The sequence below is a fragment of the Cysteiniphilum halobium genome (genome assembly GCF_003574425.1).
Lineage (GTDB): Bacteria > Pseudomonadota > Gammaproteobacteria > Francisellales > Francisellaceae > Caedibacter > Caedibacter halobius.
On sequence record NZ_KZ984542.1, the window covers coordinates 1 to 13,490 of the forward strand.

A 13,490-nucleotide genomic window follows, 5' to 3' on the forward strand; every position below is an offset into this window, starting at 1 on the left:
GATTACCGTTGGCGTAGGCATGGCAAAAAAGGTCGGCGAATACAAAGATGCCAAGTTAAAGCCAATCAAACGTAAAAAACATGGTCGGTTACAGTCTAGCTATTTCCGGTATGGCTTGGATATGATTGCTAATGCTTATCAAAGAGCAGCTTTTAGCATAAGAGATTTTAAGCTCTGCCTTAAGATTTTAAATCGACCATTACAGGAGCTACTCAAATGAAAAAATCATCGTGTACAGAGGTTAAATCCATTTTTAAACACTTGGATATACATACAGACAACATAGATTATTAATAGTAAATAATCCATTATGTGTTATACTTTTATATAACTTAAAAGCAGGAGTATCCAAATGTCATCACTATCACTCAGACAGTCAGGCGGTGCCAATATTGTAAGTATCCCCAAGAAGATACTTCAAATGCTAAATCTTCACACTGGAGATAAACTAGATATTCACGTTGAAGATAGTAAAATAATTTTAACTCCCCGAGTTGAGGAGTTAAGCTTAGAGCAAATGCTTGCTGAAAGTCCAAAATCAAGTTTTAAACTTATAGATGAGGACAAAGAATGGATGCACGACAAGCCTAAAGGAAAAGAGTTTTGAAAAAATACATTCCAAATCAAGGTGATATTATCTGGCTTGACTTTGATCCAAGCTCTGGACGCGAAATAATGAAGCGCAGACCTGCTCTAGTGCTAACAAAAGCTGTTTTCAATGAGCGTACTGGCTTTGCCTTTGTTGCTCCAATAACAAGCACTGAGCGAGGGAATAGATTTGAAGTAATACTCCCCGATAAATGCAAAACCAAGGGCAGTGTACTAACCTTTCAAATAAGATCAATGGACTTCCAATCGCGCAATGCAGAGAAAATAGAAATATGCCCAAAAGCATGCCTTGAGCAAGTTTTGAAAATATCAAAAGTGATTTTGTCATGATCGAACCTGCCACCCAAACCGACACCACCTCTTTCACCCTCTCCCAATTCCTCACCGAAATAAAGCAAACCATCGACCGCAAATTTAAAGGAGGTGGCTACTGGGTACGTGGTGAGTTATCTGACTGGAGAAAGAATGGCGCACACTACTACGGTGAGCTAATCGAGTTTGACGAAAATACCCACCAGTCAATCGCCAAGGTCAAAATCAATATGTGGGCGAACGTGGCGCACAAGGTCATGCCAAAGTTTCACCATGCTACTGGCGAATACCTTAAAAACGGCATGAAAGTTTTGCTCATGGTTGACGTGAACTTTCACCAGAACTTTGGACTTTCGCTTAACGTCATAGACATCGATCCCAGTTTCACTCTTGGCGACCGCGAAGCCCGCAAAAAGAAAGTGATTGCAGACTTAGCTCAGTCCGGTGTCATCAATAATAACCATAACTTAGCTATTCCGACTGAATTTACCAACGTCGCTGTTATCTCCAGTGAAAACGCTGCCGGACTAGGCGACTTCTTTGCCGAAGCCGACTTGCTTCAAAAGTACGGATTATGCCAATTCGACATTTATCACGCATCGATGCAAGGTAAAGACTGTGCTGCGACTGTTGCTAAACAATTCCGTGAAATTTACAAAGCCATTGGCTCCCATGAAAAAGCCTACGACTGCGTTGTGCTTATCCGAGGCGGTGGCTCCCAAGCCGACCTTGACTGGTTTAACTACTTTGAGCCTGCTAACGCAATCTGTCACATGCCAGTGCCAGTATTTGTTGGTATTGGGCACGAAAGAGACAAAACCATCTTAGATGATCTGGCTGCGCGATCTTTTGATACACCATCAAAGGTGATCAACTATATCGCGAATACGATCACCAATAACGCAGTAAAAGCGCAAACGAGCTTTGATTCGATTAAGTCAATCGCACTTAATAGCACAACCAAAGCCAAGTCTGATATAGATAAGCACCATCAATACATCACGCACTTTGCAAAGCAAGTGGTCAAGTCACAGAGAAAAGTCACTGACGACTATTACAAGCTTGTTCACGCCAATGCGAAACAGCAGCTTGCGTATCAGCGACAAATTATTGATAGTTGGCAAAGCAACATCATGCAATCAGCGAAAAAATCACTTGAGCTGTCACGGACTAAGATTGACCACCTTAGCCAAACAGCGATGACGACAGCTAAAAGCTTAATCCAAAGCCACAGCAAACAATTAAGCACTTGGCATAGCAATATTGCAGTGAATGCGAAAAATACGCTTATCAACGCTAAAAACAGCATTGAAAGTAATTACCGAGGAATCCTGTCAATGTCCATTGAATCTACTTTACAACGTGGGTTTGCAGTGACAAAATCGGATGGGAAGTATGTGACATCGATTGCGGATGCGAAACAGTACCAGACGTTGACGGTGACGTATCACGATGGCGAATTAATTACGGAGGTCAAACATGGCTGAAACATCAACCACCTACGCCCAAAACTATCAAACACTAGAACAAATCAACGCCAAGCTTCAAAGCGGGCAAAATAATCCGAATATCATCGATGAGCTTGCGCCTATGCTTGAAAGTGCGTCCAAAAGCTATCAAGTGTGCAAGGCGAGGATTTACGCTGCGGAGAAGTTTGTGGCGGAGTTTGAGACTGGCAGCAATGCCAAAGACTAAAATTGACCTCTCCGACCTCGAACTAGAATTCATCGCCAACGCAGCTTTAGCTTTTGACGGCATGATCGCTGACGAGCAAGCCTACCTTTCACATATAGCCGAAATTGCGAGATTTCTTGTGGGCTTGTATGGTAAAGGTGCGGGTTTGTCGGAGGATGAGGAAAAGGTTTTGCGGGCGGCTTATAGGGTTTTGCAGTAATTTATTAATAGTATATACTTTTTATATTATAAATATTTTACTTACTTTTACTATAGTATATACTATTTATGTCATTACATATCTAAGGAGCTTTATATATGACTGCAAAGGTTATAACAGTTACCAATCAAAAAGGCGGTGCAGGCAAAAGTACTTTAACTATGCAGCTAGCAGGCACATTTGCCTTGAATAACAAGGTTATGGTTATTGATGCTGACCCACAAGCAACAGCAACTAGATGGGCTTCATCATCTCCAGATGATCATCCATTTCCCGCAACAATATGTGGACTTGGTGCCGCAGGGGGAAAAGTTCACAGAGAAGTTAAGAAATACCTTGATGACTATGACTACATTTTTATAGATACTCCGCCCGCTGTTGACAGTCCAGTACCACAGTCTGCATTAATGGTATCTGATCTTGCATTAATACCGATAATTCCTTCACCTCCAGATTTATGGGCGGGAATAGCAATTAAGGAATTAATTGAGCGAATGAATGACTTTAATGACTCATTAAAAACCAGACTTGTTATTAACATGTGTCAATCAAATACGACTATAGCTAGAGACATTATTTCAATAGTAGAAGAGTTTGGTATTGCTAAAACATCTACTTCGTTAGTTTTACGTACAGCTTACCGGCAGTCCGCTGCTTTTGGTTGCACTGTAAATGATATGAAAAAAATAGCAGGAAGCAGCGATGATAAGGCTATACGTGAAATCAATAAGCTTAAAAAAGAAATAGAAAGTTTATTATAAATATTATATACTTTTTATATCATATATAATTTTAATACCGTATTAATGATTTAATTAAGGACTTTAATATGTCTAAAAGTATGAAAGATCTTCTAAAAAAATCTGTTGAAAACGAATCTCACACTGTGAACGATAAGCTAAAATCATTTAGCGATAAAAGTGACCGTTTTAAAAAAGCAGAGACATTTTTCGATGATTCAGAAAAATCAACACCTCAAACAGATGTTGTTAAAAAAGATATTTTTTCATTCCCCATTCAAGATTATGAATTAATTGAAAAATGCATTGGTAAGGCTATAAATCTTAAAACAATAATCAATAAATCAGAAATTGTTAGAGCAGGTCTTAAATGCTTAGATGAACTGAGTAATGATGAGTTTCTGGCAGCTATAAATAAAGTTGAGAAGATAAAAAAGGGTAGAAAATAGTATATACTATATTTATCTTTTATACTTTATTAATTATTTATCTAACAGGCTCCCATTTCTCAACCGTCAGCACAATATCTTTAAGATATCCTTGTAGCCAACCTCAATACCTAGCATTGATTTGCCTGCTTTGCTTTTTGGTTCGTTGAATTTCATGCAATACCTATAAACACTGATAACAATCTCTCAATTTCTAGCATGTTACTCCTATTTAACTTGCCAAACGGTATGCCAACTTGCTCTCTCGCTACGGTATGCAATTTATCAATCATAATTTGTGACGTTTTCATTAAACCGTTGGTTTCACTTGCCTTGATCGTATAGCGAAACAACGGCGTCTCTCTTATTTCACTGGTTACTGGCAACACAGTAACTGACGGATGTCCTGAAAACAAATCTGACTGAATAACTAACGCAGGTCGCGGTTTCCCATAGTCTCCACGCAAGGAAACAGTCACTAAATCACCACGCTTTATCACGTCCAATCCTTATTATCAGAAGCATCACCAATCCAGTTTATTGTATCATGCTCATGCTCATCATTTAGCAAAAGTTTCGACTGCCTTAAACACTCTTTTTTAAATCCCACTTTACGCGTATCTGGAACCCAAATTTGCAAAGGTCTTAAACCTTGGGCTTTTAATTCTTCACGATGTTTTTTAACTCGCTCTTGGATTGTTCTTGCCATTTTACTCTCCGTCAAACTTGTTTCATGTAACAAGTATAGCTCAATCATGCGTTACATGCAACGGTTACATTAAGCGACAGTCGCCACTTCCTGCTTCTCAACCATCGCCAACCACTTACCAAATCCGGTAGGGCGGTGTAGTCGTCTTTGCCTTAACTGACTCATCGCAATATTACACCAATGCTTGAAGTTTAAGGCATTGCTATAGTAATAATCCTTGTTGCTCGCCATGTGATACAACCACTGATAGACTTCTTTGTCACTACCAATCACAACGCCTTGTCGCTTAACGTAGTCGATGATGCCAACCAACGCCACCGTTTGCGAGTAAGGTAGTTTGCTTGAGAAAAATACTTGTTCAGCTTCACTAGCCAAATCATGGCGTAACCGTGTATCGCTAACTTTTGGCATCTCAATATCTGCTAAGGTTGGTACTGAACCTTGTTGCTTGAAGCTCTGGGTTAAATTTACCTCGGGATTTTCCCTATCTGCCCATAACGCACTTAACAGTTTGTTTTTACCGCCATTAGCAGACTTTAACGGCACTTTAACAAGCAAGTAGTGGACAGCATCGAACAAGTCTCTAAAACCGATCTCAGGCTCATTAATCAAGACTTCTTGTGCGGTTTTTACTACTTTATCTGTGTCAATATATCCTGCGGCTTGCATGGCTTCAACAACATTTTCTATCCTTTCTGGGATAACGTGATTTTCTTCTTGAAATTCCAATGCATCAACACTATTTTCGGTTTCTACCACAGTGTCGATGTGGTTAGTTTCGTTTATTGCACCATCGTCCAAGGTGACAGTTTCAATTGCTTCAATTGCGCCATCTTGGGCAACTAGGCTATGTTTCGCTTGAATTATTGCTCTTACTTCGTCAATATCAGGGATAACAGCGCTAGATGTTTTGCTATCGTTGTTATTCTCCGTGTTGGTGTTGTTAATGTTCCTTTCGGCACCAACCGCCAAGGCTTCAGCGTTTGATTGATCTTCCAAATAGTCATACTCACATACAGACGCTGAATAATCGATAGAGTAACACTCATCAACACTCAAATCAGATGCAATCATTTCCGTTTCTAGCTTGATTCTCTTGGCGTTCTTAGCTTCACGGTAGGCGAGGCTCACCAAGTGCTTGAAGTCGCTTGCATGGGCTTTGTTTTCCTTGTTGGTAATAGCTTCTCTGAAAACATTAAGGTCAATCGTGTTGGTGTTGTTAAGTATGATGATGTATACAGCTTCTTTTTGCCTTGCTGTTAGCTCATTGTTGATAGCAGACTCACAGGTGAAATCTCCTAGGTCATACTTTGAAAAATTAAAAATAACAGTCTTAACAGTCAAATAGTTTTCGTGCGCTGCAAAACTATAATCTTCTAGTAAACTATCTTGAGTGTTATTTATTTCTTTTCCTTTTTTTTCTTTTATATATGACTTCGCCAATTTGGCACTATCAGATAATGCCATTTTGGCACAATCAGCATAAAAACTGGGTTTGACGGATGTTTTTGGTGAATTTGCAACGACCTTTGATGTTTTCAAATTATCAATCGCAAGCATGGCTTTTTTGAGCTTGTCGGTGATAAAAACCTTGGTTCTTACGGCACCATCAAGGCATCTAGTTTTGATGCGCTTGATCCAGTCGTTTTTCTCTAATGCAATTAATGCTCTTTGGCATACTCGCTTGCTGAGATTAGTGTATTTCACAAGGTGATTAATGTTGGGCATCAAGAAAAACGCTTCTCCGTTTTCTTGATAGCTACTGCCAGTGATGCGGAAATACAAAAGGTCTGCAATGGTAGCTTGATTGTTATTTCCGATGTGTTGCACTAGGACTTGGTGTCCTTCGTGGAAAATTGTGCTCATTTTCTTGTTCCTTAATTTTCATTCAAATTAAGGCTAAGACATGAAGCTAAAAAGACTTATAGGTAAAAAATAGCCTATACCATTTGATAAACACCAAATTTATAGTATAATGGTGCTTACCAGCTGATAGCTGTATCTCTCAACTAAGTTTGGCGACTCTTTGAGAGTATGTCTTAGCCTTGCGGCTGGTTCGTTCAATATTTTCTGTTATACTTTCATCGATATTTAATACATTATCAGGTTTCTTTATTTCATTATCCATTTTTATCGTTGGTAGGCAATCAAAACGTGATGTAAAAATTTTCAGGGCTAATTGAACATCAGTATCACAATTATGAACCTCCTTTAGTTTCTGAATTTCAAATTGGACGCTTCTAAGAGGAATTTTTAGCTTGTCTGCAATTTGTGATTTTTTTAATCCACAGACGAATAATGATTCAATTGGGGTAATATCATGTTCCATATTTATTTACCTACTAAAACGCTGACAATATAAAACTTCTTATCTAGTTAATTTGTTTGTGTTACGATATCAGCACATTTTATAAAACTAATAGCGTAAAACATTATTTATTGTCTACGATAAATAAGTATTTGTAAATAAGTTTTTTACTTAGAGATGACTTGATGGGAAAAAAAGCACTAACAGATAAAGAGCTTAATTTGATTAAAAATGTCAGCGATAAGCTACAGGCATATATGGATATAAACAATCTTAGCTTATATGGTTTAACTTCAAAATTTGGTTTTGAATATCAACCAGTACATAGATTAATGAAAGGTGAAGCCTTGCCTAAAGTATCATCGCTTGCAATGATTTCAGATTGTTTAGGCTGTTCTATTGAACAGTTAATTGATGATAAAATCGAAGTTAATGCATTATTATATGATGATAAAAACATACTGCTTGATGCGGGAAAAACATCATATGCTGACATAAGGATTTCATTAGCTGATTATAAATCAAATCTGTATCCAAAACTCTTTGCAGTTAAAGAAAACAGGATTGAAAGTATAAATGCATCACTATATAAGCTTTATGCTAATTGTGACAGCATTTTAATAGATGGTTTGTATCTCGCTAATTATAAACATAAATTAGTAGAGTTTGACGTTATAAGTACAAGCACAAAATTTATAATCACAAAATCTAGTGGTCAAGAAAGTCGAATTCTACAAAAAGATTTAAAGGCTGTGGGTAAATATATTAAAGATATTATAATATTTGATAATCAACATAACTTTACAATTCTTCAAGGAGTAAAGAAGTGAAGCCATTAATTCCAATGTTTTATTTTCCACTAAAAATTATGTTTATAGACGATGATGTTGATTTATTACAGTCATACTCTCATATAGAAATTCCAAATGAAATTGAAACTGAAAGTAATCCATTTATTGCAATAGAAAAAATCATTTCTAAGAGTGTAAATAAAATAGATGTATTCACAGATATAACCGATGCCATGGAATTAGATACAGCCAATTCAAATGATGAGTCTGTATTCAAATTCTCATTTGATAGCCTGTTAAATTTATTTGATTATACACATGATGTTTATGGAATTGCAGTCATTGACTGCAAAATGCCATTAATGGATGGAATTGAGGTTTGTGACAGGATAAATGAACAAATTGATATAATTAAAATTCTGCTAACTGGAGAACTCAAACCAATTGAAGCTTTAATGGCTATTAATGAAGGAAAGGCTCAGCACTACATTGCTAAAGGAAATGTAGATACAATCAAGAATCTGACTGTAATAATTAATGAGCTACAATATAAATATTTTATTGACATCACAAAAAACTATTCAAGAATATTGGATGATAGATTTTCATTTCTTTTTGACAAAAAATACCAAGAGCTATTTAACAAAATAAAGGAAAAACATAATATTATTGAATATTATCTAGTTAATAGCACTGGGAGTTTTATCATGAAGAACAAAGAGAGGTCTTATATCTTTAACTCAGCTACGGATAAGGATTTAGATGTTTTTTGTGATATGCATAATTTTTTACAAAATAAAATTATTGACAAAATTCAAGCACGTGAGATTATTCCAAACTTTAAAATACCAAATAATATTGGTGTAAATGTAGACGATTACTTTTATACCGCGATTAAATTTGATAAATATTATTTTAATTTAACAGAAATAGATGACAAGAATAAACCCATAGGAGCATAGTATGAATTATGATGTTGATTTGTGTGTTGCAAATGAATATAACTCGAGTGAAAATACAATAAACACAGCCTCTGCTGCTTTATTAATCATAGAAATGCAAAATGTATTTAAGGGTGAAATTATATCTGGAAAGCAAATATCTAATGTTAAAAAACTGATTAAATTTGCAGAAGATAAAAAAATGAAAAAAATATTTGTTCGTCATAATGATAGTTCAGATACATCTAACAATATGATTGCTTGGTGGGGCGGAGATCAAATAATCAAAGGAAGCAAAGAGTGGGAAATCATGGATGAATTTGATGCTAGTAATGATATTATTGTAGATAAAAGTCAATATAGCGCCTTTTATCAAACCAATTTAGAAGATATTTTAAAGGAAAACAAAATTACAGATCTCATCGTTTGCGGAGTTATGACTAACTGTTGTTGTGAAACCACTACGAGAGATGCCTTTATGAGAGGGTACAATGTGTTTTTTATCAATGATGCTACAGGTACTATAAATAGTGAGCTTCACGAAGCTGCGATAAAAAATATTTCTTTTGGATTTGCTCGTGTACTTAACACTGGTGAATTAACATCTATCAAATAATGGAATTATCTACTAATGAATAAACTAAAATTAATTATAACCTTATTCTCAAGCATGATTGTCATCTCTTTTAATATGGCTCAGGCTCATTCGGCAGATGCGTCTGAAAAGCCAAATGTAAATGCTATTGCGTTCTTTGGATTTCTTGATGACCCTAAAATAACTGAAATTATTGATAAAAAATGTAATGTTAATTTCTCGCACGACAACTACCCGTCTAATGCAGAATTTTTACATACATTTAACACCAATGCAGATGATTATGATGTAATGATATTTTCTAACTTGATATATGGTAGCATCAAAGATAGATTGCCAAACTTTAAAAGTAATTTATCGAGCGTATCTAATAATTACTACCCATATTTTAAGGATTATTTTAAAACTCATGGATACACACAAAATACGGCGTTTTTTACTCATGCAATGGTTGGTTTCTTATATAATCCAAAGTTAATCAAAGTCTCTCCAGATGATACTATTTTTGATTTATTTAAAAAAGCAAAAAACAATGACGTTATATTAGTAGATGATTCGGGTGAAATTGGTAATTTGGTTACTCAAGCATATAAAGAAAAGTACAACAAGAACAGTCAAACTAAGTTAACGTATAAAAATCTAAAAGAATTAACCCAGAACACCCATGTTTATGTAACTTCTGAATTTAATAAAATATATGATAACCCAAAATTTGCTTTTGCATATATCTGGTCTGGTGACGCTTTACTTTATCTTAAAAAGTCTCATAAGCCTTATAAATTTTTCATGCCAACACATGCAACATCTATTTGCACAGATCTAGTTGTCCAAATGAAAGATACTCCTCAAGCAAAATGCGTGGCTGACGCACTGGCATCACCGGAGTTATTAAAGTATTTTGAAAAGGATTCCTACTATTTTTCCCCATATTTTAAAAATAATATCAAAGACCCAATATATACTCAGGTATATAATCAGGCTAAAGCTAACTTAACTAACTATACAATGATTGAGCCTGTATACGACTTTGAAAATTATTACAATAAAAATTGGGAAAACATAAAGCTAAAGCTATATGAAGAAAATGCATAGTAGCTTCCGTTCAAGAAATATAAATATATTTAAAACTCATACTAAGCGTATTATTTCTCTATCATTGATAGCCTTTTTGCTTATATCTTTAAGCTATTTAGCTTTTATTTTTTATATGAATCGCCATAATGACACAATATCAAATCAACAAGCAATAAATAAAACAAACTCAATACTTCAAAAACAGTTATCATTGCAGCTCTCTATCTTTGTTAATAATATGGATTTTATTAGATATCTCAGATCTGGAACTATAACCAGAAACAAAAATCACTTACAAATGAAATGGGCATTTGCAAAGTTAAACAGGGATTTAATCAAAGGTGTTGAGATCTTTAATTCATATGAAATTTTATATTATGACGGTGAAAAAAATAAATTTTTCACTACTTTAAAGCTATGTTATCTTGGAGACGTGCTTAATGAGACGCTGGGTAACTGTAGTGATTTTATAACTATATATCTTAATAAAGATGCTTATATAAATGAATTGAAAAAAATATCACCAGTAGACTTCACCACCAATAATGGTGATTATAATTATAGCTTTCAGCCATTTTCAAATACATTTGGTGTATTTCATACTCAAAACTATTCAAGGAAAAATAACATCACACTATATCTGAAACATAATGACCAGCCCATGCTTATAGGTTCCATATATTTTCTTGTGCTATTTTTTATACTTGGATTTATTTTTAGCCATCGAGCCTTAAATAGAATCATAAATAATTACCTCATAAACCCTTTAAAATATCTTTATGACGGATATAACAAAGCTAATTCAAATCTCAAGGAGCAACCACATTTTTTATTGGAGTTTAATGAGTTGATACATGTTATCAATGAATATAATTCACGAACGATAAACTCTAAAATAGAAACATTATCAGAAGATATAGCTCATAAGTTGAATAATCCGCTAAATGGTATTGTCGCTATAATGCCAAAAATCATGTCTGAGTGTAAGGCAAAAGCAGAGCTTGATCTTTTGGAAAAGTACATAAAAACAATACATGGACTAACCAAAGATATACTTAATAACTTTAGAGTTAGCACAAAAAGCCAAGAATATGATGATATTAGTGATTCAAGATTTGTAATTGCCGAGTATTTTATAGATAGGATAATTAATGACTATCAAATACAACATCCAAAATGCCAATATAAAATAGAGCATAATTCTATAAGTTGGATTTATATATCTCCCATTGAATTTCAAGACTCTATTCTAAATTTATTAAATAATGCCTACGAGAGTTTGAATGGAAGAAGTGTCAAAAATATACATGTCAAATTACATGATTTGACATCAATCTTGAAAATAGAAATTATAGATACGGGGTGCGGCATCCCAATGAATGAGTTAAATAATGTGATGTCAGGTAAAAGCTTAAAACCTACGGGTAATGGAATTGGCTTAACTTCAGCAATAAAATATTTTCAGAAATTGAATGGCCGTTTGAACATTTCTTCACAAGAAAATTGTGGGACAACTATTGAAGTGAAGATTCAAAAGCATGAGATTCCTGTGTTTTTGACTGAAACAATATTATATGAAGACTTATCAACATTTATTGTCATCTCTCATAATGTTGAGATGATAGTAAAATTGCAAAAGCTATTAGTAAATATTGATAATAATAAGTTTTATTTTACTGATTTAAATGAATATGACTTATTTAAACAAAACAAACCCCATAAAAACATAGTAGCTATTGTAGATGACAGTTTATATATTTCTTTAATCAACAAATACAGTAATGTTCTTGTTGAATTCAAGCATATTTATCTTGTCATATACGACCAGCTCACTATAGACACCCAAAAAACCTTATCCTCTAGAAATCATGACAAGTCTCTTATATGGGCAAATTTTGATAAAATCAACCTAGAAAATATCATTGATTTAGCTTCATAAAAATTACATTTTCAAATATTTTCATGTTTTTTTTCAATCTTGCGTTTTACGCAAGGGATTCCAAAAAAAGTATGTTTTCATTAGCACATGAACACACATAACAAAATATAAAAGCTACAACAAAAACGTAGCCAAACCATAGAGATGCGCATGGACACATATAAAGATATAAAAATATTAGGCGATGAAAAATTAGTAATTCTTGTTAGAAACAAGATGACAGGTGAGGTTTTTGAAATTCCTACTGATACCTCAAGCATTGGATGTAGCAAGAATATTAGCAGTACAGCTAATGATAAGAAAGATCATTGAGTCTTGTGAATTATAATCTGCAAGGGGGCAGCAGCCAACGCCAATGGGTGAAAAAGGCGTTGGATTTGCTGTTAAATTGACGTAGTGGGGGCTGGGGCAGACATAGCCGCTGACTAAGTTGGCAGCGGTGTCTTTGAAGATAGATGAGAGAGGTGAAAATATGAATATCAGCGAAGCAATCGCAAAGTTAGAAGATTTAAAAGCCACCCACGGTGATGTTGATTTTTACCTACAAGGTCGAGTGCAAGACATTCAACACGATGTAAAATCGATTAGCAGTGAGCAATTGAATGGGAGTAATTATATTCTTATTCAAGGTGAAAATGAGTTTGTGGTTTGAGTTGATAAAATGGCTAACCAATACAGCGGCAGTTTAAAGCTGATACTAGAAGCAAAGCACAATAAATCTTTAGAGCTGATTTTTAAAGAGTTTGTGCAGAAAGGCTTTACGTATAACGATGTATGCACACTGACAGGCTTTAAATACAGCACTGTTCGCAAGTGGGCTGATTATTGCAATGTAAAATTGGCGCATGTTAAGTCATCGGTTGAAAGTGTTAAGAAAGAGATTACAACAAAACATTCCAGTGTGATTGATATGTTGAGAACTAAAGAAATTAACCGAGTAAATGCACTAAGTAGGGAGTGGCAATAATGGGAAGCAAAGTGATGTCGCACGAACAGCTTCGAGCATTATTAGAGAAAAACAACAATGCTGCGTCAATTGCGTTTGACCCATTTGACGATATCGAATTATTGAAAACAGAAATTAACAAGATTTGCGTTGAGCCTAAGACTCAAGGCGAGTAACCAAAGTAAGTAAAACAAAACGGAGAAA

General features: G+C 34.8%; 20 protein-coding genes and 1 pseudogene. 17 read left to right on the top strand and 4 right to left on the bottom strand.

The genetic code is table 11. The features are described 5' to 3' along the window. From DNK85_RS01015 to DNK85_RS11735, 8 genes and pseudogenes are all read left to right on the top strand, one after another. A pseudogene (locus DNK85_RS01015) lies at nucleotides 1–220 on the top strand (IS4-like element ISAba33 family transposase); the annotation flags it as partial. A gap of 132 nt (nucleotides 221–352) precedes the next feature. Then, nucleotides 353–607, top strand: coding sequence for an AbrB/MazE/SpoVT family DNA-binding domain-containing protein (locus tag DNK85_RS01020; RefSeq protein WP_119327730.1), 255 nt, complete (start codon nucleotides 353–355; stop codon nucleotides 605–607). Beyond that, nucleotides 604–939 (top strand): type II toxin-antitoxin system PemK/MazF family toxin, encoded by a 336-nt coding sequence (locus DNK85_RS01025; RefSeq protein WP_119327731.1) that lies wholly within the window; start codon nucleotides 604–606, stop codon nucleotides 937–939. The genes DNK85_RS01020 and DNK85_RS01025 overlap by 4 nt, the downstream gene beginning before the upstream one ends. Then, nucleotides 936–2,408, top strand: a complete 1,473-nt coding sequence (gene xseA, locus DNK85_RS01030) for an exodeoxyribonuclease VII large subunit (RefSeq protein ID WP_119327732.1) — start codon at nucleotides 936–938, stop codon at nucleotides 2,406–2,408. Before DNK85_RS01025 ends, xseA begins: the two co-directional genes overlap by 4 nt. Further along, nucleotides 2,401–2,616 (top strand): exodeoxyribonuclease VII small subunit, encoded by a 216-nt coding sequence (xseB, locus tag DNK85_RS01035; protein WP_119327733.1) that lies wholly within the window; start codon nucleotides 2,401–2,403, stop codon nucleotides 2,614–2,616. The genes xseA and xseB overlap by 8 nt, the downstream gene beginning before the upstream one ends. Beyond that, a complete protein-coding gene (locus tag DNK85_RS01040; protein WP_119327734.1) occupies nucleotides 2,603–2,815 on the top strand; it encodes a hypothetical protein in 213 nt (70 codons plus the stop codon). Before xseB ends, DNK85_RS01040 begins: the two co-directional genes overlap by 14 nt. A 98-nt stretch (nucleotides 2,816–2,913) precedes the next feature. After that, the gene (gene parA, locus DNK85_RS01045; protein WP_119327735.1) at nucleotides 2,914–3,576 is read left to right on the top strand and encodes a ParA family partition ATPase; all 663 of its coding nucleotides are present in this window, start codon (nucleotides 2,914–2,916) and stop codon (nucleotides 3,574–3,576) included. A 68-nt stretch (nucleotides 3,577–3,644) separates the two neighbouring features. After that, nucleotides 3,645–4,004, top strand: coding sequence for a hypothetical protein (locus DNK85_RS11735; RefSeq protein ID WP_208123112.1), 360 nt, complete (start codon nucleotides 3,645–3,647; stop codon nucleotides 4,002–4,004). 152 nt (nucleotides 4,005–4,156) lie between these two features. On the opposite strand, the gene DNK85_RS01055 is transcribed toward DNK85_RS11735, so the two are convergent. The 4 genes from DNK85_RS01055 to DNK85_RS01070 all read right to left on the bottom strand — a co-directional run bounded on the left by DNK85_RS01055 (nucleotide 4,157) and on the right by DNK85_RS01070 (nucleotide 7,021). Continuing rightward, nucleotides 4,157–4,483 carry a type II toxin-antitoxin system PemK/MazF family toxin gene (locus DNK85_RS01055; RefSeq protein ID WP_235842339.1) on the bottom strand — a complete coding sequence of 109 codons (327 nt, stop codon included), beginning with the start codon at nucleotides 4,481–4,483 and terminating at the stop codon, nucleotides 4,157–4,159. Beyond that, nucleotides 4,480–4,692, bottom strand: coding sequence for an antitoxin MazE family protein (locus DNK85_RS01060; protein WP_119327812.1), 213 nt, complete (start codon nucleotides 4,690–4,692; stop codon nucleotides 4,480–4,482). Before DNK85_RS01060 ends, DNK85_RS01055 begins: the two co-directional genes overlap by 4 nt. A gap of 69 nt (nucleotides 4,693–4,761) precedes the next feature. Continuing rightward, complete coding sequence (locus DNK85_RS01065) at nucleotides 4,762–6,558, bottom strand: hypothetical protein (RefSeq protein WP_119327736.1); 1,797 nt, start codon at nucleotides 6,556–6,558, stop codon at nucleotides 4,762–4,764. 139 nt (nucleotides 6,559–6,697) lie between these two features. Continuing rightward, entirely contained in the window at nucleotides 6,698–7,021 is a 324-nt protein-coding gene (locus DNK85_RS01070; protein WP_119327737.1) for a hypothetical protein, read from the bottom strand. 164 nt (nucleotides 7,022–7,185) lie between these two features. On the opposite strand from DNK85_RS01070, the gene DNK85_RS01075 reads away from it, so the two are divergent. The 9 genes from DNK85_RS01075 (at nucleotide 7,186) to DNK85_RS11450 (ending at nucleotide 13,462) form a co-directional block, all read left to right on the top strand. Then, complete coding sequence (locus DNK85_RS01075; RefSeq protein WP_119327738.1) at nucleotides 7,186–7,830, top strand: helix-turn-helix domain-containing protein; 645 nt, start codon at nucleotides 7,186–7,188, stop codon at nucleotides 7,828–7,830. Continuing rightward, on the top strand, nucleotides 7,827–8,753 hold the full coding sequence (locus DNK85_RS01080) for a response regulator (RefSeq protein ID WP_119327739.1): 927 nt from the start codon (nucleotides 7,827–7,829) through the stop codon (nucleotides 8,751–8,753). The genes DNK85_RS01075 and DNK85_RS01080 overlap by 4 nt, the downstream gene beginning before the upstream one ends. Before the next feature lies 1 nt (nucleotide 8,754). Further along, complete coding sequence (locus DNK85_RS01085) at nucleotides 8,755–9,348, top strand: isochorismatase family protein (RefSeq protein ID WP_119327740.1); 594 nt, start codon at nucleotides 8,755–8,757, stop codon at nucleotides 9,346–9,348. Between the two features lie 15 nt (nucleotides 9,349–9,363). Next, nucleotides 9,364–10,419 carry a hypothetical protein gene (locus tag DNK85_RS01090; RefSeq protein WP_119327741.1) on the top strand — a complete coding sequence of 352 codons (1,056 nt, stop codon included), beginning with the start codon at nucleotides 9,364–9,366 and terminating at the stop codon, nucleotides 10,417–10,419. Beyond that, nucleotides 10,403–12,340 (top strand): sensor histidine kinase, encoded by a 1,938-nt coding sequence (locus DNK85_RS01095; protein ID WP_119327742.1) that lies wholly within the window; start codon nucleotides 10,403–10,405, stop codon nucleotides 12,338–12,340. The genes DNK85_RS01090 and DNK85_RS01095 overlap by 17 nt, the downstream gene beginning before the upstream one ends. A gap of 150 nt (nucleotides 12,341–12,490) precedes the next feature. Then, a complete protein-coding gene (locus DNK85_RS11445; protein ID WP_162896449.1) occupies nucleotides 12,491–12,652 on the top strand; it encodes a hypothetical protein in 162 nt (53 codons plus the stop codon). Nucleotides 12,653–12,812: 160 nt separating this feature from the next. Further along, entirely contained in the window at nucleotides 12,813–12,992 is a 180-nt protein-coding gene (locus DNK85_RS01100) for a hypothetical protein (RefSeq protein WP_119327743.1), read from the top strand. A 9-nt stretch (nucleotides 12,993–13,001) separates the two neighbouring features. Continuing rightward, the gene (locus DNK85_RS01105; protein WP_119327744.1) at nucleotides 13,002–13,307 is read left to right on the top strand and encodes a hypothetical protein; all 306 of its coding nucleotides are present in this window, start codon (nucleotides 13,002–13,004) and stop codon (nucleotides 13,305–13,307) included. Continuing rightward, a complete protein-coding gene (locus tag DNK85_RS11450) occupies nucleotides 13,307–13,462 on the top strand; it encodes a hypothetical protein (protein ID WP_162896450.1) in 156 nt (51 codons plus the stop codon). The genes DNK85_RS01105 and DNK85_RS11450 overlap by 1 nt, the downstream gene beginning before the upstream one ends. Nucleotides 13,463–13,490: the final 28 nt, after the last annotated feature.